Origin of the sequence: Dryocola baronae (genome assembly GCF_051297175.1) — a bacterium.
Lineage (GTDB): Bacteria > Pseudomonadota > Gammaproteobacteria > Enterobacterales > Enterobacteriaceae > Dryocola.
Genome location: NZ_JBINNY010000001.1, coordinates 1,396,271 through 1,418,640, shown reverse-complemented (window position 1 = coordinate 1,418,640; position 22,370 = coordinate 1,396,271). Strand labels below are relative to the sequence as shown.

17 protein-coding genes are annotated in these 22,370 nt (G+C 48.3%); all 17 read right to left on the bottom strand.

The features are described 5' to 3' along the window. Positions 1–537, bottom strand: a complete 537-nt coding sequence (gene tssJ / locus ACSPHG_RS06490) for a type VI secretion system lipoprotein TssJ (RefSeq protein ID WP_435952677.1) — start codon at positions 535–537, stop codon at positions 1–3. Continuing rightward, on the bottom strand, positions 518–1,624 hold the full coding sequence (tssG, locus tag ACSPHG_RS06485) for a type VI secretion system baseplate subunit TssG (protein WP_435952676.1): 1,107 nt from the start codon (positions 1,622–1,624) through the stop codon (positions 518–520). The genes tssJ and tssG overlap by 20 nt, the downstream gene beginning before the upstream one ends. Further along, positions 1,579–3,342 (bottom strand): type VI secretion system baseplate subunit TssF, encoded by a 1,764-nt coding sequence (gene tssF, locus ACSPHG_RS06480; RefSeq protein WP_435952675.1) that lies wholly within the window; start codon positions 3,340–3,342, stop codon positions 1,579–1,581. Before tssF ends, tssG begins: the two co-directional genes overlap by 46 nt. Positions 3,343–3,841: 499 nt before the next feature. Then, a complete protein-coding gene (locus tag ACSPHG_RS06475; RefSeq protein WP_435952674.1) occupies positions 3,842–4,207 on the bottom strand; it encodes a formylglycine-generating enzyme family protein in 366 nt (121 codons plus the stop codon). A gap of 20 nt (positions 4,208–4,227) precedes the next feature. Continuing rightward, positions 4,228–4,569, bottom strand: a complete 342-nt coding sequence (locus ACSPHG_RS06470; protein WP_435952673.1) for an SUMF1/EgtB/PvdO family nonheme iron enzyme — start codon at positions 4,567–4,569, stop codon at positions 4,228–4,230. 31 nt (positions 4,570–4,600) lie between these two features. Next, positions 4,601–5,569, bottom strand: a complete 969-nt coding sequence (locus ACSPHG_RS06465; RefSeq protein WP_435952672.1) for a formylglycine-generating enzyme family protein — start codon at positions 5,567–5,569, stop codon at positions 4,601–4,603. Position 5,570: 1 nt separating this feature from the next. Then, positions 5,571–7,820 (bottom strand): ATPase, encoded by a 2,250-nt coding sequence (locus tag ACSPHG_RS06460; RefSeq protein ID WP_435952671.1) that lies wholly within the window; start codon positions 7,818–7,820, stop codon positions 5,571–5,573. Between the two features lie 177 nt (positions 7,821–7,997). Next, positions 7,998–8,330: a hypothetical protein gene (locus tag ACSPHG_RS06455; RefSeq protein ID WP_435952670.1), complete on the bottom strand. Its 333-nt coding sequence runs from the start codon at positions 8,328–8,330 to the stop codon at positions 7,998–8,000. Positions 8,331–8,465: 135 nt separating this feature from the next. After that, positions 8,466–10,064: a type VI secretion system protein TssA gene (gene tssA / locus ACSPHG_RS06450; RefSeq protein ID WP_435952669.1), complete on the bottom strand. Its 1,599-nt coding sequence runs from the start codon at positions 10,062–10,064 to the stop codon at positions 8,466–8,468. Beyond that, a complete protein-coding gene (locus ACSPHG_RS06445) occupies positions 10,064–13,447 on the bottom strand; it encodes an ImcF-related family protein (RefSeq protein WP_435955957.1) in 3,384 nt (1,127 codons plus the stop codon). The genes tssA and ACSPHG_RS06445 overlap by 1 nt, the downstream gene beginning before the upstream one ends. 54 nt (positions 13,448–13,501) lie before the next feature. Continuing rightward, on the bottom strand, positions 13,502–14,689 hold the full coding sequence (locus tag ACSPHG_RS06440) for a KPHS_23130 family T6SS system protein (protein ID WP_435952668.1): 1,188 nt from the start codon (positions 14,687–14,689) through the stop codon (positions 13,502–13,504). A gap of 3 nt (positions 14,690–14,692) precedes the next feature. Beyond that, positions 14,693–14,950 (bottom strand): PAAR domain-containing protein, encoded by a 258-nt coding sequence (locus ACSPHG_RS06435; RefSeq protein ID WP_435952667.1) that lies wholly within the window; start codon positions 14,948–14,950, stop codon positions 14,693–14,695. Between the two features lie 529 nt (positions 14,951–15,479). Further along, positions 15,480–16,448, bottom strand: a complete 969-nt coding sequence (locus ACSPHG_RS06430) for a formylglycine-generating enzyme family protein (RefSeq protein WP_435952666.1) — start codon at positions 16,446–16,448, stop codon at positions 15,480–15,482. Further along, positions 16,445–17,416, bottom strand: coding sequence for a formylglycine-generating enzyme family protein (locus ACSPHG_RS06425; RefSeq protein ID WP_435952665.1), 972 nt, complete (start codon positions 17,414–17,416; stop codon positions 16,445–16,447). The genes ACSPHG_RS06430 and ACSPHG_RS06425 overlap by 4 nt, the downstream gene beginning before the upstream one ends. A gap of 9 nt (positions 17,417–17,425) precedes the next feature. Continuing rightward, on the bottom strand, positions 17,426–17,896 hold the full coding sequence (locus tag ACSPHG_RS06420) for a BAR domain-containing protein (RefSeq protein ID WP_435952664.1): 471 nt from the start codon (positions 17,894–17,896) through the stop codon (positions 17,426–17,428). A gap of 47 nt (positions 17,897–17,943) precedes the next feature. Further along, positions 17,944–19,725 carry an ATPase gene (locus tag ACSPHG_RS06415; RefSeq protein ID WP_435952663.1) on the bottom strand — a complete coding sequence of 594 codons (1,782 nt, stop codon included), beginning with the start codon at positions 19,723–19,725 and terminating at the stop codon, positions 17,944–17,946. A gap of 17 nt (positions 19,726–19,742) precedes the next feature. Further along, on the bottom strand, positions 19,743–22,253 hold the full coding sequence (locus tag ACSPHG_RS06410; protein ID WP_435952662.1) for a type VI secretion system Vgr family protein: 2,511 nt from the start codon (positions 22,251–22,253) through the stop codon (positions 19,743–19,745). Positions 22,254–22,370: the final 117 nt, after the last annotated feature.

Here is a 22,370-nt window from a genome sequence, read left to right as displayed (position 1 = left end):
TTATTTGTCCTTCATCGGCTGCAGGGTCATGCCCTGATTATTGAGTTCGATCTGCCGGGCTTTGTCCGGATCGAGATCGTCGCGGCTCAGCACCAGCCGCCAGGTGTTGTTCACCAGGTCCGGTGCAAGAAACAGGCCTGCGACCGCGACGTACTGCGCGCTTTCGTCCAGCGGCACGTCGATGGTAACCGCCCCACCGGGACGGATGCGGATGTCTTTTTCTGCCACCAGATCGGCCTTAATGGCCTGGTTGTCGTCAGAAAACAGTGACGGATAATCCGTACCGTCAAACGCCTTGCGGTCCTTCAACTGGTAGATGCGCACCACCGTCGCCAGCGGAGCCCCCGCCGCATTGTTGTTGATAGCTTCGCGGGCCTGAATATCCAGATGCAGCGTTTTCACCTGCTTGTAGAAAATGGATTTTGTCACGGCAACGGTGCCGTCGCTCACCTTCTGGGTCAGCCCGCAGCCGCTTAGCGTTAAGCCTATTGCCAGCGCCAACAGCGCACGACGGTGGTTACCAGCGATAATCGCCATGTTCATCGGTCTCCCTTCGATAAAGATTTTCCTGCACGCGCTGATAGCGGCCCAGACTAATAGTAATAAGTTCATCGTTATGTTTTGACGTGCCGCTGGCGCTCTGCCTGCGCATCACCGCCGTTCTTCCTAACAGGACGCCGCTGTTTTGCGGCTGGCAGGAAAGCTGCGCATCGGGCAACAGGCTGCGCATGACGGAAAGCTGCATCCGCACGTGTAGGCGCGATCCGAGGTAAACATGCAGCAATGCCAGCAGGTCGGCATGCAGCTGTCCGCCCGGGAGCAGGCCGCGCGCCTCGTCGGCATCCTGAGTGTTCAGACGCAGCAGTATCTGACTGTTCACATCCACCGCATGGCTGCCCATAACCGGGCTACAGCGCATGCTGACGGGCTTTTGCGCGCTCATGGTAAGCCGGTTACGCAGCGGAATGCGCAGCCTGTCGTGCGGTATAACCGAGGCCTGCGTATTCGGGGCAATCAGCTGGACAAGGGCCACAACGCCTTCGCTGGTGCGCGTCGGCAGGCGCATCATGCTGGTTAACGCCAGAAAGCGTGACACGGGAGTGGCGATGTTCTTCGCGCAGCCGTCAATTCCAAGCCCGCAAAGGCTCAGCAGGTATTTCGACGTTTTGTCCGTGCCGGCGGGCGCAAAGGTGGCCGGATAGCTGTACTTGCGCCAGATACGGTAGTACTGGGTGATCGTCCGGTGGTTAAAGATATCCAGAAAATCACTGACCGCCTCATATCCTTCCCGACGCTGGGTTACATCGTCGATGTAGGCCGTCGGCAGCGGCGACTCCACGCCATACAGGCCCATAAAGGTGGTGCGAATAGTCGGCGGCAGGTGTGGATGGTCCGGTATTTCCACCTGCTTAAATTCACTGGCCGGAAAGCCCATCGCCGGATGAGGGCGAAAGCGAACCGGGTCGTGTTTCACCTGCCAGTGGCTGCCTAACGGCGGGGCGTCCGGCTGGCTTTGTTCCAGCAGCTGACAGAAGCGATAAAACTGCGTGTACGGCAGCCTGTCGCGCATCTGCTCAATTAGCCGGGCAGACGCTGATTGTGGTTCTCTTTCCATCGGATACATTTGCCTTCAGGCTGAACGATAAGGGTAAGCTGGTTAAACAGGTGGATGTCGGCATACAGCGCCAGGAAGCGGTTGAGCATTTCACCGAACAGATGCACATCCCCTTCGCCGGTAAAGCCGTTGCCGTCGATCGTCACTTCAATGTCGATTCCGCGCAGCAAAAAGCCTTTTTCAAAGCGCTGAACCTGGTGATGCTGCACCTCGAGGATGGCGTCCAGACGGCGATTATTCAGCTCCTCACCCTGCCAGTTGTACAGTTCAAGCGTGCCGCGCAGCACTTCTGCGCTGCTCATCAGATTGAGATAGCTTGAACCCAGGTGGCTTAATATCCGCCACTGGAAGCGGTCTTCGGCCGGCGGATAGGCGGGTAGCGTCGGCTTGCAAAGGTTGCGCACTTTAAGCGGGGTCTGCAGCACCGCCTCACAGCGGTCAAGAAGCGTGCTTTGCAGCGCTTTCCGAGGCAGTTGACCGTTGGTACCGGTAATTTTTAGCGAGACGGCTTCACGGACAAACTCGCGGTCGGCCTGCCACTGTTCGCCGCCGAGAATCAGCCAGGTATCGTGCAGCCCGGTCGCACCGCGCTTAACGCGAGTATGGTAATAACGCTCTGGCGCATGGCGGCGCTGCATCCCGCCACGGTGACGGAAGCTGGTAAACGGCACGTAGCTCGCCTCCGAGGTGCGGCTTGACCCGGTTACCGAATCCACAGAATAGATCTCAGTGTGCCCGTCCTGTAGACGCCGTGGACGCAGCAGGTATTCACTTTCCAGGCCGTTGATCACCAGCGGGTCCGCTTCCATGGAAAAGAGGTTAATCACCGGCACGCAGTGCAGATGCAGGACGTCGTCAGTTATTGGCAGGTCGCCGGGCCACTGGCTTTCCAGCACCACTTCTACATCGAAATACGCAATACCCGCAGGCAGCGTAATGTTCTCCAGCCCGTTGAGATTAACGAACATGAACTTCTCGCGGAACGTGAAGTACTCCAGCAGAAGCTGGTAGCCGCTAAAGGCACTTTCCCCTTTCGGCCACAGCAGATCCTCATCTGCAAAACCGCCCGGCGAAAACCAGCCGTCGATTCTGGCGCGATCCGGTTGCCCCGGCAGACGCAGGTACAGCGCGGCCTGACGGCGGGTCAGAGCCAAATGCAGCGCATTGCAGACCGGTGCCTCCCCCGCCAGATAAAAGCTCAGGCGACGTAAATCCACCTGCGACCAGTCGGCCTGCGAGCTGCATTCAAGCCGCAGGCGCAGCACTGAACGCCCGTCAGGCTCGGTGGCCATCACTACTTTCGATACGGCAAGAGGATTCAGCGCCATATCGCGCGTGGTGCGATACTGGCAGACGGTATTTTTCGGCCCCACCGGGCGAGAGTAAATCTCCATGCCCGCCGGTACACTTTCTGCCATTTTCATCGTATGAATATCAGGAGCCAGCGACACGATCGACAGCGACGGAATAGTACGCAGATAGTGCGGCCACAGCATGCTTACCAGCCCTTCGGTAAACTCGGGCAGGTCGTCGTCGATCTTTTCGCGCAGCCGCCCCATAGAGAAGGCAAAACCTTCAAATAAGCGTTCAACGTAGGGGTCGGGAATACCGGGTTTATCAAGATCGAGCAGCGCGGCCCGGTCGGGATGAGTTTGTGCAAACTCTTTTGCCGCATCTCGCAAATAGCGCATTTCGGCGTCGTAATAACGCAGGGTTAGGTCTTTCATGTTATTACCAATGAATTAATGACTAAATGCCGAGGCATTGCCTACTTGTAAGGTTTACATTCTCTAAAAGAGATTATCCATCTCAAGCATGATATTATAAAAAAGGACTGTTTGTGACTCACTAAAATGCCAAAAAATATTTGTTGCGGTTTTCTTAATACAATACATCTAGAAAACTAACAGTTACCACTCATGATATAATTGCAGCCATAGTTTTACCTAACATCAAGCATTTTTAATGAACTCTTAATATAATAATTTATTTCACAGGATTAGGACTATTCACCACGCAACGCACGGTTTTATCAGCAGGAAGTCGATTATTATTACTGGGATCTTTAAAATGACGAACAACCGTCAGGCCACGACCAGGACCAGAGAAATCCTGAGAGCGTAAGACCTTTGTAAAGTTACCTTTATAATCTTTAAAGGAAGGCCCCTCCGGCCCCTGGGGATTGTTAACCGGAGATGACTGGTAATAATCCGGATCGTACCAGTCTTACATCCATTCGAATCCATTACCGGCCATATCATAAATACCCAGTGGATTTGGTGCACGAGCATCACCGGGCATGGGAGATAGTGTCCTCAGATTGTTACCTATTTTTATAGCATAATCTTCACGATCATCTGCTGTCGTGATATTGATTCCTTTACCGTTTTTTATCTGAATAGTTCCATCATTTGTCGGAGCAATCAAAAATTCCCCGCGGTTACGGGCGGCGTACTCCCACTGAGCTTCTGTGGGTAAAGAGAATGGTAATTGAGTGACTTCAGCCAGCCAGCGACAATATTTATCTGCCTTATACCAGTCAACATGAGCGGGAGTTTCAGATATACGATTAGTTTCATTCCAAAAGTCCATTAAACCTGAATCAGGTGTAACTACTCGACCTTTCGAATCGATAAAATCAAGATATTTTTATAGACTTCATTGGTTACCTTAAACTTACTGATGGAAAATCCACTTAATACAACCTTATGTAAGGTTTTACTGTCCTGATTGCTGTCATAAGGAAGATGTTCCGGGCCATACTCTTCACCATAATCACCCATCAGAAATGTTCCGCCTTCAACAAAGACAAGTTCTGATTTAATTTCTTTAATATAGCTATTTAATTCATTTACAGGATTATTTGCAACATAGTGCAAAACACCACTATTATCATCACACGCAGTGAGTAGAATAAAGCTTATAATTAACCATTTTTCTTTGCTTAAGGCCATGCAATCCTCCTGAAATCCTTAATCCATTGATTTACTGCACTGGGTTGGGACTATTTACCACGCAACGAACTGTTTTGTCTCCAGGAAGCATCCCATCATTATTGGGATCTTTAAAATGACGAACTACCGTCAGGCCACGACCTGGGCCAGAGAAATCCTGTGAGCGTGTCACCTTAGTAAAACGACCTTTGAAATCTTTAAAAACTGGTTTGTCCGGTCCCTGGGGATTGTTGACCGGAGATGACTGGTAATAATCCGGATCGTACCAGTCTTTCATCCACTCGAATCCATTACCGGCCATATCATAAATACCTAGGGGATTTGGCGCATATAAATTCCCAGGCAAAGGCGAGAGAACACCAAGTGATGTTCCCATTTTATTTGCAAAAATTTTACTGTCTTTTTCTGATGCGACGTTACTCTTCTCTCCCTGATCTACACGAATAGTACCATCGTTAGTAGGAGCAATTACATACTCACCCCTATTGCGAGCCGCATACTCCCACTGTGCCTCCGTGGGTAAAGAAAATGGCAATTGAGTGACTTCAGCCAGCCAGCGACAATATTTATCTGCCTCATACCAGTCAACATGAGCGGGGGTGTCGGGTGTACTATTAAGCATTTCCCACTTTAGCTTTCTCCTTTGACCCATTTTTATTTTAGTACCCTCTAATTTATTATAAGAAAGATAAAATCTATAAAGTTCATTATTTACCTTAAACTTACTGATGGAAAATCCACTTAATACAACCTTATGTAAGGGTTTACTGTCCTGATTATTGTCATAAGGAAGATGTTCCGGGCCATACTCTTCACCATAATCACCCATTAGAAACTGACCACCTTCGACAAAAACCAGTTCAGATTTAACTTTCCGCAAAAATTTTTGCAATTTTTCAGAATCTTTTTGATCAGGTTCAATGGCATTATCATCCTTATCACAGGCACTAAGTAAAAATAAGACACTCATAAAAAAAACAAGCTTTAATTTTTTATCCATTCTATTTACCTTTTTTTAAGTCAGACTGATTAACTGGCGAAAACACAGCAAGTTTTGGATAAAATGGATTATTTTCTGTATGCAAGCGATACCCCATGGTATCATTCATCATCAGGGCATATCCCCAAGATGCTTTTACTTTAAGACGACGATAAATGGCATCCATTTCATCATGGTTATCAAGTCCCTCTTGCAAAAAATCCCTAATTTCGTTCATTTGATTTTGCGCCACCATATATTTTAATGCGGAATTATTATTAGCAAGAGAGCTGCCATCTTCCGTACGATGGCAAAAAACCTGAAACCATTCTCTTTGTGTTTGGATACTGAATAAAACATTCACCACGGCCTTTTTACGGTCAAAATATATATCTGGGATAATACCATCACCACGATTATCAAGATCAAAGTGATCCCATACACCATGCCGGGTTAATAAATATAGTAACATTCCTTTTGATTCCGGGGTGTAATTAAGTAAAACTCCAGGTTTTGTATTAATATTACAAGCTAATTGATTTCTTTTTTTTGAAGCATTTATACCTTCATCCACCGAATGAATAAAAAAATCATAACGATCCCCTATAGTATAAAGATCATCAGAAAATAATTTTAAATTTTCGGCTATTTCTTCTTTCATATCAGAAAGCAACATCACACAAACTTTACTGAATGCTTCAAAAGCTCGCTCAGCGATTAGCTCAAAGAAAGCATAGTCAAGACCATAAAGCTGATATGCCAGCCAACCACCAAAATCCATTAACTTGTCATATGCCACACTTGCTTCAAAACTGCCTTTGGCACCAATGCCCATGCAAAGACTGGCGGCAATTTTGAAACAGAACCGGCCATTGACAAAATCGCACTGAAAGGTGCCTCCAATACCCGCACCAACCATGCCGACGACACTCTCAGAGACAGAGCAGAAATCGACAAATTCGCCTGCGGCTTTTGCCTCATCACCACTTTTTCCCTGATGAGAAGTCAATGCGATGGGCTGTAACCACTGCACGCCCCCTGTTAATTTAAACTCTGCTCGAGCACCGCCGAAGATCTCCCCGCTGGCCCTGAGTCCTTCCTCGTTTTCATCCATTTGTTTGTGAAACTCTGCCCCCGAAGCGCGTCTTTCACTAAATCGAGGAAGTCGCTTCTTACTTTGCCCTACTAGCAACTGTTTACCGTTGATTGTCGTCACCTGTAATTGTGCCTCAGCCTGTACGGATGCCCCAGCAAAACCAATGAGCGATGTCTCAAGATATAAGCGCAGCATTCCCATATCTATTGGCGTAGTACTTTTTTCGGAATTAAACTTTAATGACCAGCCGATCCTATCTGGCATATATATTTTTGCATCCGCAGTACCAGATGCTAATGAAAGTACCGCACTGGCTTCGCTTTTGAATGTCAGCTCCCCATTAACCGGATCCCACTCACCGGAAGCCCCTGCATTCGATGTGAAGCGCATAAACTGCGCCCCAGCCCCCACGTCGATACATTGACCAATTTCCTTCTTATCAAGGATCAGACTTTTATTCCAGCTATCAGCCCATCCAGTCAATGTTTCATCAACTTTAACCAAATCTTCCGCACTCCAGAATTTTATTCCCGTATCCGGAGCTGAAAAATCCAGCGAAGTTAATTGCTCTTTGAGTTTTTTGGTGTCGATACGTTTAATTCTGCCATCATTGTCACGCTCAAAAATACTTTCGGCGGCTGATGCTTTATCCTTCGCCTTCAGTTTGACCTTATGCTTTACACCTGCACCCAGCCGATCATAATATCCTTTCTTGACATAGGAATACCGGCTACCCACTCCTCTATTCCTTCCCTGATTATTTTTCGTTGCAATGGGAAGAAGTTCTACAACACTCTCATACCCGGCACCGTCAACAGCAAATTCGCCAAGTTTATCCTGCAGCTCCAGCTGTTTTTTCTGTAAGTCCTTCTCAGCTTCAACCACTTGAGCTTCCAGACTAGCCAATTCTGCCGCTCGTTGAGGTTGAGAATAAACCTTGCCAAATTCCTCTACTGCCAAAGAATAAATAGCCTTGGCACTTTGCTGGGCATCAACACTAACCATTAACTTCGTTGCATGCTCATCAAGCGCAGATGAGGCATCATCAGTAAGAAATATAAACTCTTGTGTATCTATGCGGAAGTATGCCTGTACAGACTCATGCCTAACCTGAACTGTATTATTCTCTTTTTTACTTAGAGTATTTTCTGCTACAGGTTTATTGGCTTCACTCATGTTTTACCTCCTTGTAAAGGTTAGGTCTATTATGTTATCCATCTAACTCAGTCAGTCATCCATAGTAGGAATACAGATGTATAGTACTGTCGGTTAATTTATGAGAACGAAAAGGAATAGTCAAAAACAACTGATTTACACCTGTAATCCTGATGCTTTGAGCGTTCAGAGCTTGTTTTAAAAATCGGTAGCTAAATGTTTCAGTGTTTTTTTATGAGCAAAATAAAATAGAATTAAACAAATTCCACCGAGCGCTGTCCCAACATACCAGACTGGTAAAAGACAAATATCAAAAGCCACCTGCACTTTAAGATTATTTTTTATTGAACCAAACAATCCTATAATCGACAGCAGTATTATAATAAAAGGCATGAAGGATATTAGCGCTGCAAAAGAAGCCATCCCCGGAAACAACATCATAAATATGCCACTCAGCATGAAGCTTAACAACCCCATAAAAATACCAATAATAGAGCAAAAACCATTAATAATACGTGCTGTAGAATTCATAATATCTCCTTGCGAATTTAATTATCACTCTAGAAAAGCCATTAACCTTGACTTAAAAAAAATACCGACTCCCCCGTTCCTTGGTTACATTTTTTATACTCCATAAAACGAATAAAATTCATAATAAAACTTTAACTACCCGCACAGCACCGCAGCCCGTGCCGGGTCAATGGCGATTAAACCGCCGAGCAGGCTCTCCATTTCTTCCTGAATACGCGGCTTATCGGAATCTGCCCGCCCCGCCTTCATGCGCAATAGCTTCAGACGGCGAGCCTTCACTTCAAACAGCAGTTCCGGCTCCCACTGCGCGAGGGTGAGCGTGGTGGCGTTACCATCCAGCTCGCCTAGCAGATGCAGCGCCATGTCGTTTTTACCGTATTGTTCCGCGACTCTTGCCATCAAAAGGCGCAGCAGCCACTGGTGACGGCGCGTGCCGGTGCCGGGACGGTTTTGCAGCCAGCGCAGTGCCGATTCCACGCCTTCGCTGTCGGCCTGCGCCAGCGCCTCTACCTCCAGCTGCAGGATATCGTCATCGCCCGCCGTGCTCGCCGATGCGGCTGAGTCGTTGCTCCACTCTTCCGACTTCGTGACCTGCTGGCTTATCCAGCTAATCGTGACTTCGTCGGCAAACGGCGTGCCGTCGCTGAAAGCCAGCCCCTCAAGCCCCGGCAGACGCGTTAGCAGCGCGTTCAGATCCTGCTGAATAATCTCCGCCCAGCCCTCATAAGGAGCGCCCGCCCGGCTGAGCGCCTGGTGGAGATACCAGTGTAAGTCCAGCCAGAGATGATTAACGCTCTGGGCAAACAGGCTATCGGCCTGTTCCAGCAGTTCCAGCCAGCTTTGTTGCAGATACAGACGTTTAAGCAAAGCCCGGTTTTCCGGCTTTGGTGGCGACAGGCGCGTGCGGCCGCTGGCGTCCAGCGCAGGCAGCGCATGCAGCGTGTCGAGACGGATGTTTTTCATCAGACGATGCCCGGAAAGCCAGCCGTCCGGCTGTTCGCGCAGGTAATTTGCCAGCATTCTTGCCTGCTCGAGTAATTCGCGCCCGGAGGTGACGGCCTTCAACGACGGCGTGCCCGCCGCTGAGGATGTGGGCGGATTAACCGTGGTGCCGCTGTTCTGCGGAATAACCGCATCAGGGCCGCCGGACTGCGCCAGGCGGTTTTCCAAAGCGGTGTACAGGCTACCGAACTGTGGGCGCGAGGCTTCATCCCACCCGGCAACGCTTTCTTCGGCCAATATCAGAGCACCGACGATGCTTTCAAGATCGGCTTTTGTTACTTCCGGGTAGAGCGACAGGCTGTCCAGCACGCGGCTTCCGGTAAGCCATTCCAGTGCCAGCTTACGGCTATTGGCGCGCTGCGGATGCAATGCCTCGCCGTAACGCTGAAGCAGGCCCGCCAGTAGCGACAGACCCTCAGCGAGCCCTTTTTCGCCGTCCGTGTGCAGCCGCGCCCAGACATAATAGGTGGCGACGCGAACGTCCTTGCAGTGGGTCGTCAGCAGCTTTTCGGCCAGCTCGCAGATTAACGCGGTGTCCGCACCGGACAGTTTATTGACCTCTTCACGCATCTGCTGGAAGTCATCGTTATAGCCAGGATCTTCGCCCACCGGCAGGCCTGCGGGAAGCGGCGCAAGCCACTTATCCCACAGTGGAATTTGCTGTTGTGCCTGCTGAGCGAGGGCGTTTCGCTCTGCGTGACAGGCGGTAAGTAAAGAGTTCAGTGCGGGCATTAGTTGACGTCCTCTATGTCTGTATCTGCTGTCTGTTCGGCGACGGCTTTAATCGCATCAACGCTGAATATCTGCGCGGGTAAAACGAAGTTACGCAGACGCAGCAGCGCCAGCGGCCCTTCCCCCGCCTCCGTGCGAAGGGTGTAATTCAGCGACCGGCCATCCTGTGCTTGCCAGGTCAGATTGAAGCTGCTATTGACGCCCGGATAGGGGTTTACGCTTGCCTTATCCAGCAGTCGAATCAACCCCCAGGCCCCCGTCATATCGGCGTACTGGCGGGTGCCGGCCTGAGTGCTGATCCAGCTCAGGCTGGCGCCCGGCGCTTCGGTATCGTGCGGCCAGGTAAAACGCTTCCAGACCGGAAGCTGGTTGTAGTAGGTGAGCTTTTGGCTGTCGACCACCAGATCGGTTTGCATAACGTCTTTTGTCGTGCCGGGGCGCAGTTCGAAACTGATACGCGCCTCGCCGTTTGCAAACACCACGTCGGACAGATAGCTAAGCGTATCGACAGCCCTGAGGAATGCTGGGTTGTAAGTCAGCCCCTGGGCATTAATGCTGTCAGGCACCCAGTGGCTGCCCTCTTTATGCAGCACGCCGTTGAGGCGAGTCTGAAGGAAACGGGTGATGCGGCCGCTTTCGCTATCCAGATAACGGGCCAGTAGCGGCAGAGAAACTTCGCTGCTGGTGTCTTTTAACGGATATCGCCCGCCAAAGGTGCTGTTCCAGTCGTCAACAATCGCGCTCTGCCACTGGGCATTCAGGCTTTCCGCCGCTGGCGTTAGCACCTGCTGCCACGCCTGCTCCATCGGCTGGACAAAAATCGTCTGCCCGAAGCCGCTCCACTCCTGCCCGAGGCTTGCCGCTACGAGGCTGCCGTAGTCGCGGGTTTCCGTCAGATCGATGGCTTTCCCTTGGAAGACCGTCTGCGCCAGCGTTTGGGTCATCGCCTGCGGATCGGCAGCGTTCACGACCTGCTGCAGCTTCAGGCGCACCTGGGTAACGCGGGTAAGGAAGGTTTGCAGGCTTAGGTTATTCTGCCCGCTGCCCTTGTTGTCCATCAGCGCTATTACCGGGCCAAAGGTGGCATCGAGCGGCCCAGTGGCTCCCGCCTGCTGGTCAATAACCGGCTGCTCATCGCGGTTTAAAAGATTCTTAGCCGATTTCACCAGCGAGTCTGAAAGCGCTTCGCCGGTTTGCCCCGTTTTACCCTGAATACTGAGCGTATTCATCAGGGCAACCAGCGGCGACTGGCGAACGTCGGCCATCAGCGTGAGCTGGTCGATGGATTCGGATAGCGTCTGCGCCTCCTGCCACTGCAGGCCGTTGAGAAACTCAAGCCAGCTTCCGGCAAAGTCAGCAAAATAGCGCTCTTTAAGACGAGCCTGAAGTACCTGAGGCGACTCCTGTTGCGCAGCGGTATTTTTAATGTCGCTGAGCACCCAGTCCATTTCTTCACGACGTCCGCTGACGACCTTTTCAATAGCAGGTTTGACGGACTCGTCCCAGGCTTTACGGGTAAACATGCCCGGAACAACGGCATCGCTGGTGAAAATGCGCTCCGCGTCGGTATCGCCTGTCATATCGGTCAGGCGCATGTCGGCATACTGATTTGCCACGCTGTTTAATATTTTCTGATAGAGCGAGGATTCGCTGTTGCGCATTCCCATCTGCCGCACGAGCAGGGTACGCGCCTGATTAATCAGATTTTCGTCCGGGGTGAGTCGCCATTCAGGATGATGGGCGAGATTGCGCGCATAAAAATCAAGCAGAGCAGGACCGCTGCCCTGCCAGACCCCGGCAGCGATTCCTTCGCGCTGCGGCCAGTCCTTTAGCAAGGTTTTACCAAACCAGGCGGCATCCATTTTTTCCGGCCGGGTCAGCATCAGATAAAGCTTTAGCTGGTCGTAGGCGGGTTTGATGAGTTTGTTACGGTTCGGGTCATCCGGCGGAAGCTCAACCAGCGTGGTCAGCTGCTCCTCAAGATGGCGCGAGGCGGCGTTACGCAGCAGCGGAAGCGCGCTGGCTCCGTAATGCGGCCAAAGCGCGGCAAGCAGCGCATCATTCTGGCTCAAACCGAAGCGGCCGTACCACGGCGTACCTTCCAGCTGGCGGTACTGCAGACGATCCAGCGTATGTTGCAAATCAAGCTGCGCCTTCAGTCGAGCCGGAAGAGGCTGCGTCGCGTTTGCAGCGAGTTCCACCTGCGACTCGGCGTTATTAATGGCTGAGCGGTTGACCATAAAGGCGACCAGCATGCCGGTGCCCCACAATACCATCCCTCCGGCGACCGTCATTGCCAGCAGCCTGCGCCAGGCAAAACCAAGCTTATGCGGCGCAAGCCCGGCGGGCAGCGAGGACAGGGATCCCAACAGTACGTCCCAGCGATTATCCTTGCCCCAGTGGTGCTTCACGCTGCGTTTGGCATTCACAGAGGCCGGGCTGAATACCACCCCCGCAAGCGGTGAAGGGCGATAAGGATTGAGTAACGTCCCCAACGGCTCGGCGACAGAATCCGGCATTCGGGTGAGCTGGTCGGCGAGCTGTAATAAAAAGAGGTGCTGCGTGCTGGCACTGGCCTGCTGCGTCCCCTGCTCAATCAAAGCAGGCGCGAGAGCGGTTAGCCTTTCGCTTAGCTCATCCTGCGTGCAGCCCACCGGCAGCAAACAGCCTACGGACTGAGTAACCCTGTCATCCTGCGTTCCTTCAGCCTGATGTAATGACCAGATATAAAGCGGCAAACGCCAGCCGAGTAAGGTGAAGCGGGAGGCAAATGCCTGCCCGACGCTGTCCATCATATCCACGGTCAGAGCCAGTTTTGCATCTTTCTGGCCCAGGGCCGAATGCTTCGCCAACGCAGAAGTCACCCAAACCACGCCATCCAGCGGGCGACGGCGCAGTTTACGCAGCGCGCTAAGCCAGGCGCCGTCTGCCGGAGCACCCAGGTCACCGCCCCACAGCAACACGGTTCCGGCATCTTCCTGCCAGTAGTGCGACGTCAGATTCGGCGCAAGCTGCTCGACGTCAGCTGCGCTGCCGGTTAAAAGCAAGATGCGAACTTTGCGCGGCCAGAAGCGGCCGTAGGTTTGGCGAAGGGCCTGCCGGAGATGTTTGCTCTGTGTAACAGAATCGCTTTCAGTCTCTGCCGACTTTGGTTTTGTATTACTCTTTCCGCCGAAACGAATTCTGAGTGACCGACTAAACTCTGACTGAATAATGGATCTCCATAATCGGACAAACAAATCGTCAAAAAGCATTCCCCCCAGACAAACGCCGAGTAATGCAGTTGATGCGATCAGTTTTTTTTCCCGAGTGGAAATATGGACGAAAGGATTGTCAAACCAGATCAGGCCGCCACCGATGATGAGCAGCACAATAATAATCATCCATGTACTGAGACTTTTCTTCTTAGTCACTTCTGTTGTTCCTTTACTGCGGAATTACGCCGGGCGAACAATCGCCCATTGAGGGGTTTTATCCTGCAACATAAGCCACTGCGGTTGTTGAGTGCTGATTACATGATCACAGGCACAAATCAGGGCAATATTTCCGATAGCTACAGCAGGTTTGCCGAATGAACTGTCTATTTGATGTTCTTGATCTTTATCGAAGGGATAACCCATAGCATCCATTGCCTGAAGCATGTCAGTCTGAGGTGCGGTAGCCAACTGACTTCGCCAGATAAAATAGGCGTCTCCGACAAAAATTTTTCCCCAGCGAACGACGTCTTCCAGCGCTTCTTTAGCGGTATTCACAGTCACCGGACGATGTATCCAGGCAACAGGATTTTCATCCTGCGAGGCTAACCATGTCGGTGAAGCCAGTAACAGGGCAGACACAGACTCAGCTTCATAATTACGCCCTTCCGTGAACAAATTCACCTCAAGGGAAAGGAGCAGTGCTGAGCTTTGCTCATCCAGCCAGGTGTCAAGCCACATCAGGCCATTATCCTGATGACCGAAAGTAATCTGCGCTATAGAATAGCGTTCAGGAAAAATGCGCTGCCAGATACTCAAAAACTGAGCGTCATCCAGCGTTTCATCATGGCGAATGCGGACAATGACGGACTTATTCGTCGCATATTTTTCAAGCTCAGGTTCAAGCATAAGCAACGTCAGCTCAAGGTAATGCTCTAACCGGGCGATGTATTCAGTGTCAGTGAAAATAACCGCAGGCGGCTGCAACTGCGCCATTGTTAAAACAGAATCACTCTCCAGCGAATACCTCGTCTGTAATGGCGCAGCTCCCTGTAACAGCGCAGCGGCGAGTTTGTTATTGGCTGCTGGAGTGATATAAGCCATTCCTAATAAACCAAGAGCCTGCTGCCCCAGCGCCACCATATCGGCTTGTTTTTCGTGGTGTAACTGGTTCCAGTAAGATACACGCTGCCACTGTTGCTCATAATGTCGCAATCTGATCCCATAGCTGATAACTCCAACCCCGGTCGGAATGAGTAGAGCACACATCCAAAACCAGAATGTGTGGGTGGACATATCCTTAGGCCAGAAATAGAGCGTAAGTAGAAAGCCTGTGAAAATACATACAATGATAAAAATAAACCAACGCATCTTTACCGGAGTGACAGGTAGGTCTTCTGTTTTAGGTAATTTTCTTATTTCGACCGGCATAAATTAACCTTTCCCCGCATTAGGCAATGAGGTGACCAATGTGCAACCACAGCCACAGCGGTGACCATGTAAGGCAACAGGACGTCCATTGTATTTTGAGCCCACATCCCCTTCAGCTATGAACGTCGGCCCGTGTGCAGGGCATGATACTTTGTCCAGAATACACGCGACCTCTTTACCCATGAATATAAGCCCACTGCTGCCCTCAAGGACCGCTCCCCCATGGGTGGTTTTATCGCCAACTCTTATTATCCCCAACACTATGATTTCCCCTAACCAATGAAAGTACGGTAGTTGTTACAATCAGCCATATACAGAAACCTGACAAAAAAACAAACACAGCAGAAAGGGCGAACCGGTAAAAATATCAAAGACATTCTCATTATCCTCATGATATAGAGAGGTTACCTTTCCACTCATATTTAATTTTGTGAATATCGTCGAAAAGTTAGAGGTGAATCTATGAAATTTACCTGATGTATCATAATACTCCACCACTGGAAATTTACCGAGGGATTGCATTTGGATAAATTATTAATCACCCCTCCATGGCAATAATAGTGCCGCTCAACTATTTCACCCTCAGCATGCTGATAAACAGTCGAATACTGATAGGCGTTATAAATAAAAAAACACACAAATGAAATGGAAACAATCAAAATAGCCAGCACAATGGCTAAGAAAATTTCGGGGTGTGCTTTCACTATTGCTAGTATTTTTTATACACTACCTGGTTGAGTTAGCGCTTAAGGAAATATAAATAATTTAACGAGCACCATCTAAAAAAATCTTATTTGACTGGAGCTTGAGAATTGACAACACAGCGAAGCGTTGTTCCAGCAGGATAAGGATTATCTTTAATTCTATATGCTCGATAAAATGTTAATCCTACCTCAGACCCTGGGCCCGGTGCCTCCCCCCCTCTTAATACTTTCCTATATTGTCCAGTATCTTCATCTTTGATGACTGGTTTTTCAGGTCCCTGAGGATCTTGTTTAGGGGAATTTTTGTAATAATCTGGGTCGTACCAGTCTTTAACCCACTCATAGCCATTATCTGCCATGCCGTACAGCCCAAGAGAAGATGGAGGATATTTATTGACAGGAAAATGAACTAATGAATCATTTAATCCAGTGCTATTCTCAACAATAATACGATCTTCATCAGTAGCATAATTTTCACCCTGTCCATTTTTTTCATTTTCCCTCCAAACTCCACTATCAGTGGCCGCCAAAATATACTGACCTCTGCTACGTGCTGCATACTCCCATTGTGCTTCTGTTGGAAGTGAAAAAGATAACCCTGTTTCTTCTCTCAACCAAGAACAATAATTATTCGCTTCTGTCCAGGTGACTACTGCAGGGCTATTATTGAAATGTGTCATAACGGCCATCATTTCGTCTTCATATTTTTCCTTATAATGCTGAACTGGCAATCCAGCCATTTTAAGATAAAAATTATAATCCTCATGTGTGACCTTATATTTGCTGATGGAAAAATTACTGAGTTCCACTTCATGAAGTGGCTTAGTATCTTTTTCTGATGAACACCAGGAGCCACCATCACGCATTTTTTTACAAAAATCTCCCATCCAAAATGTGCCACCTTTGACGTATACCAGATCATTTGTAACGCGCGTTAAATACTGACTTAGCTCGGCCTGCTCCTGAGGAAAATGTTTTATGGCATTAGTTTGATTATCACAACCACCGATAGCTAAAGACAGAATAATGGTGTATCGATAAATGTTTTGCTTCATTTTATCGGCTCTGGGGTATTTACAACGCAGCGTGCGGTATAACCCCCAGGAAAATCATCATGTGTTAATGCCGGATCATTATATCTCCGTTCTACAACACTACCGGATATCCCATTAATTTGGTCTAAGGATCGTACAACTTTTGCGTACTGTCCATATTCATCCTTAAATATTGGGCTGACAGGGCCCGTTGGATTATCTTGTGGTGACTTCTGATAATAGTCTGGGTCGTACCAGTCATTCACCCATTCAAAACCATTCGCGGTCATATCAAAAACGCCCAAAGAATTAGGTGGGTAAGCATCTACGGGCATACTAGAAATTATATCAAGATGTGTACCGTTCTCTAGAGAAAACTTGTGACGATCATAATCCGTTGGAATGTTAATCCCTATATCTTTTCCATCGCCAAGATATCTAATATCAATTTTACCATCATTAGTCGCTTGAATAGCAAACGAGCCACGGCTTCTGGCTGCATATTCCCACTGAGCTTCCGTCGGCAAATGGAAAGGTAACTGGGTCATTTTTGATAACCAGGTGCAATAGCTATATGCTTCATTCCAGTCTAAATTGGCTGGGGATTTTGGTGTCTTATTCATATCACCCCACATTCTTTCTAATGATTTCTTAACCTCTCTGCCAGGTAGATGATTGTAATTCAAATAAAAATGATATTTTTCATTAGTTATTTTGAATTTACTGATATTAAAGCTGGTGAGCACTACTTTGTGTAACGGTTTACTGTCTGGATTAGGATCTATTTGGCTACCAAACTCTTTCTCACCAAAGTCCCCCATCATAAATTCCCCACCCGGTACAAAGACAAGATCACTCTTTATTTGACTGATGAACATGGCCAGTTCATCTGGATTAGATTTATTATCATTTGATTTTTCACCATTACAGCTTACCACAAAAAAAGGGGTTGCCAGTGATAATAAAATTTTCTCTATCATTATCTTCATTTTGATTCCTTACGCTACAACATTACTATTACCTAATGGACCAAACACACCCGACTGCGGATAATGTGGGTTATCTATTTGAGCTAATTTATAAGCATATGTATTATTCATAGTTAGTGCATATCCACGGGCCGGTATATCACGTAATCTTTCAGATGTTTGAGTTAACTCAAGAACATCAATATTAAATTTCATCTCATCGTCATAATTTAATCCTTCTTGTAAAAACATGGTCAATTCCTTTATTTGATTAGAAATGATTTCATCTTTCCTAAATGACGATTTTTCTGATAAGTCTGAGCCATCCGATGTACGATGTAACATAATCATGTCCAATTCTCTTTTAGTTTGAATACTATAGATAACATGCATTATCGCTCGCTTACGATCATGATAAATATCTGGAATTAAGATGTTACCGCGATTTTGCCAGTCAAAATGGTCCCAAACACCATGCCTGGTTAATAAATACAGTAACATCCCTTTGGCTTCGGGTGTAAATATCAACAAAGCATTAGGGTCAGAAATTATTTTTTTGCTAGTTCATTTCTTTTTTTTGATGCATCCATTCCAGCTTCAACAGTAGAAACAAGTTCATCATACAATCTATATATTTTAGACACCTGCGAATTAGCACTTTTAAGTATTTCCTCAACATCCCCTTTCATATCTGTAAGTAATATTACGCATATTCTACTGAAAGCATTAAACGCCATCGTAGAAATTAAATCCAGGTGAGAATAATTATTTGCATATAGCTGATGTGCCAGCCAAGTGCCAAATGTTTTTAATTTTTCATAACCAACTTCACATAAAAATGCACCTTTTGCTCCTAATCCGCAGCACAAGCTTGCTGCAATTTTGAAACAAAACTTTCCATTGAGAAAAGTACAGTAAAAAGTAAAACCAGCCCCGAGTCCTGCCAAGCCTGATATTTTTACACCTATAGAACAAAAATCTACGAATTTTGATACAGCCCTGGCCTCTTCTCCTGTTTTCCCTTGGTATTCTGTAGCTGCCTGAGGTTGTAACCACTGTACTCCCCCCTTTAAAGTGAGCTCTGCTTTGGCTCCACCAAACACTTCGTTACTAATAGTTATTCCTTGTTCTTGCTCATCCATTTTTTTGTGGAATAGAGCTCCTAAATTTCGACGCTGGCTGAAAATAGGTAATTTTTTTGATTTGTCTTTCTCCCTCTTCCCAAGTACCGTTTGTACTGGGTGCATAGCCATTGTTGCCACATCTTTAGCATTATAGGTTACGACTTGTAACTGGTCTTCAATTTGTGCAGAAGCACCTGCAAATCCAATGAGTTCAGCTTGAAAATATACCCGCAGCATTCCCATATTAATAGTTTGAGCAGTGTCATCTGGTTTGTATATTAACGGCCATCCCACTCGATCTGGTCTGTAATAGGTCACGTTTGCACATCCCTGTGCAAGAGCTAAAGTAGCTTCGCCCTCAGCCTTAAAAGTTACATTTCCTTTTTTAGCATCCCACTCACCAGACGCTCCAGCATTTGCCGTGAATCGCATAAATTGAGCTCCCGCAGAAATATCAATGTGCGGATCGTTCTCTTTATTAATTTTCAGGCTATGATTCCAACTATCAGCCCAACCAGTTAAAGTTTTATCTATAGAGCCAATATCGTCCTTATCAAACTTAAATATTTCAAACTTTGCATCTGGCAATTTAAAATCAGATATTTGTTTCTTAAGTTTTGTAGTATCAATTCCTTTCCGATTCCCATTTTCATCATAAATAAAAACACTATTTTTAGCAGACTCCCTATCTTTTGCGCTAAGATTTATTTGATGTTTTTTTCCACCCGCCAGTCCATCATAATATCCTTTTTTGACATATACATAACGACTTCCCGGCCCATTCACACGACCTTTTCCTTTAGTTTTTATAGGAATGAGCTCTACAACCTGTTCATATCCTTTCGGTGTAAATTCACCTAATTTTTTTTGCAATTCTTTTTTTGCATCGTCTAGTTTATTTTGTGCTAGTGTTGCTGCATTTTCCAGGCCTGTGACATCAGCACCTTGCGATACTTTACAATATGCCGTCCCGTACTTTTCTACAGCCATTGAATATTCAATCCCAGCTTGATGCATTACATTCATTTTGCTGATTAAGTCACTCCAGTGATTTTCAAACTCACCGGCAACACTTCCAGAAATAAACACCAACTGGCCTGTATCAGGCCGATAATAGATATTAGAAGACTCATGCTGTGCAATAACAGCACTACCATCCTTTTTATTCAACCGCCCTTCAGCAGCGTGTTTTCCCTGTCCACTCATAATATAGGAATCCTTTTTCACTCAAAGAACAATTTAATAGATTGCGAATCAATTCCATAATGGCTCTGAGTATAGCCATTCGCATCCGTTGCACCACGTAAAGTTGTACCATCTGCAGTTTCGATGCGATAAGGAATATTTGCCTTAGGTTGACTACTGGTCTTGTCCAGTACCTGAAAACGTTCATCCATTGGATATTTGTATTGGGGGTCCTCCATCGTCGCTGGCTTTAATGCCTCCTCTAGTGAAGCACTCCCCCCCCATTCTATATCACTACTTTTAAGGCTTATTTTCCCCGGAGCACCAATTTCAACAGAGCCATCTTTTATTTTTATATATGCCCCACCTTTGCTGGCCAGTGTAATTCCCTGATTAGCATTCAGGATTATTTCACCACTTACACTATTAATATTCATTGCTTTATCTGACTGAATCCTCATAGCATCAGTCTGAGCCTGAATATCCACCATGCCGCGTGCAGCAAATAGTTTCATTCCCATTTTTTGGGCAAACAGACTAATAGCTTCACCTGCAGCAACTGTCAACTTTTTGAAGATCGTCATATCGACGTTTTCTCCGGCTGTAGCTGTAAGGGTATGCCCGGCGGAGAGTTGAATGTTTTTCGGTGTGGCTAAACCAATTCCAGCGGGGGCAGAAGCTAGTAAACCGGCCCCCTGCAATTGAGTCAGCACATTTTGAAGTTGCTGTTGAGAGAGTGTGTCTGCATCAAGCGCACCTGAAACTTTCGCGCTTTGCGCCAGAGCGCTCACCAAATCCAGAGAGTTTGTTAATTGCGCAATTGCGGCACTCATATCCAGTAACTGGCCCTGAACTTTTGGCTGAGCATCCGCGCTGATAAATATCCCCTTTCCGGCACGGATTGCCCCCCACTCATCGGTCCGCAGCTCAAAGCCCTCGCCGCGCAGCGCCCCGGACGCATCCACGTTGTGCCCCAGGTTCAGTTGCGTCTTGCCGCCGTACTCCGTGCTGAGCTTGACGTGCTCCTCGCCGCGCTTGTCCTCCATGCGGAACTTGTTGTTCGCAGGCGTGCGCATCACGTTGCGGGTGCTGTTTTTCTCCGTCACGTGGTCGACGTGGCGCGAGTCGTGCAGCGCATGGGCGATGTACGGCCTGTCCGGGTCGCCGTCGTGGAAGGCTATCGCCACCTCCGTGCCCTGTATCAGCGGGAAGTGGAAGCCGTACACGTCGCCGCCGTAGGGTTTGGCCAGACGCACCGGCATGCTCTCCTGGCCCTGGTCCTTATCGTCCAGGTCGGCGTCGAACTTCACCCGGTACAGCCCCGACGCGTCCTGCCAGGCGTAGATATCATTTGATTTCGAACTGGTGACGCGCGCCGTCATGGTGCCGCTCACCTGCGGGCGGGGCTTCAGCGCCGGGCGCCAGCACAGCGTTTCGCTGTAAGGAACGGCGGCAAAAGTGACTTTCAGGGCGTCCCTGCGGCTGGCGCTGAAGCCGGCGCGCACCACAACCACCGGTGCCGATAACAGTTCCGGCAGCGTCGACGGTATGCCGGAATCGGTTATCGTCAGCACCTGAGCCGGACGCAGGGCCGCGTCGGTGCTGATGCCGGTTATGGTCGTCTGCTCTGACAGAAAGCGTTCATGGTCGAGGCGTGCCAGGAAGTTGGCGGTTTCCGCCGCCGGGTCGCTTTTATCACCGGTGTCCAGATGGCGTGGCTTGTAGTGATACACCTCACCATAGGTGATGCCTTCCCCGTCGCCCCGCGTCATGTCGGCTTTTGCCGACTGCAGGACTTTCTGCGCTTCACGGTGGTTGTAGTCTCTGGTCGTCACGCTGGCCTGCACCACGCTGTGGCTCACGTTCAGGCCCCAGACCGACGCCGCCCCGCTGTCGCTCATCCCTGACGGGCTGTTCAGCGGCAGGGTTTTACCAAATTCATACGCGCTTTGTTTATCCGCGAAGTGCACGACCTCAGTCTGTGTGTCCGGCTGCAGGGAGAAGAAATAAAATATCCCCACCTCCGAGAGCAGGCGCTCGATAAACGCCAGGTCTGATTCCTGATACTGGTTTATCTGCTCGCGCTTCGGGTATGTTTGTTTGAGGGCGAAATCGTATTCCCAGCCCTTCAGACCGTGCTCGTCCAGAATCTGTTTCACCACATCCGGCACGGATTTATTGACGAAGAAGCGGTGGGTGCGGAACTGGTTACCCAGCAGCGCGAGGAAGGGCTTGATGATGATTTCATACCTGACCTGATCTCGTGAACTGGTCAGACGTCTAAAATTCGTTACTATACCATGTAGGATTTTTCCAACATTAGGATTAAATAAATCCCCGACTCCCATGTTTAATGTGACGGGTTTATTTAACATCATTCCAGCAGTAATATCCGAATAATCACTGGTGAATTTAATAGTGTAATGATAGAGATCACTTATCTGTTCAATGCCTTCAAAACTTTCCACATCCAGAGAATAGGGACAGGAAGGAATGTTTATACTGTATCTATTAAGCGTGATTCCAATCAATTCAGATATATTTTCCACGTGTAATATCTCCAGCCTGTTAAATGAAAATTCAAATAATATAATTACATCTTGCTGTTAGCGTGAATAATTAGCGATATTGATCTCGCTCATCATAAATATAAGTCAGAGCGATTT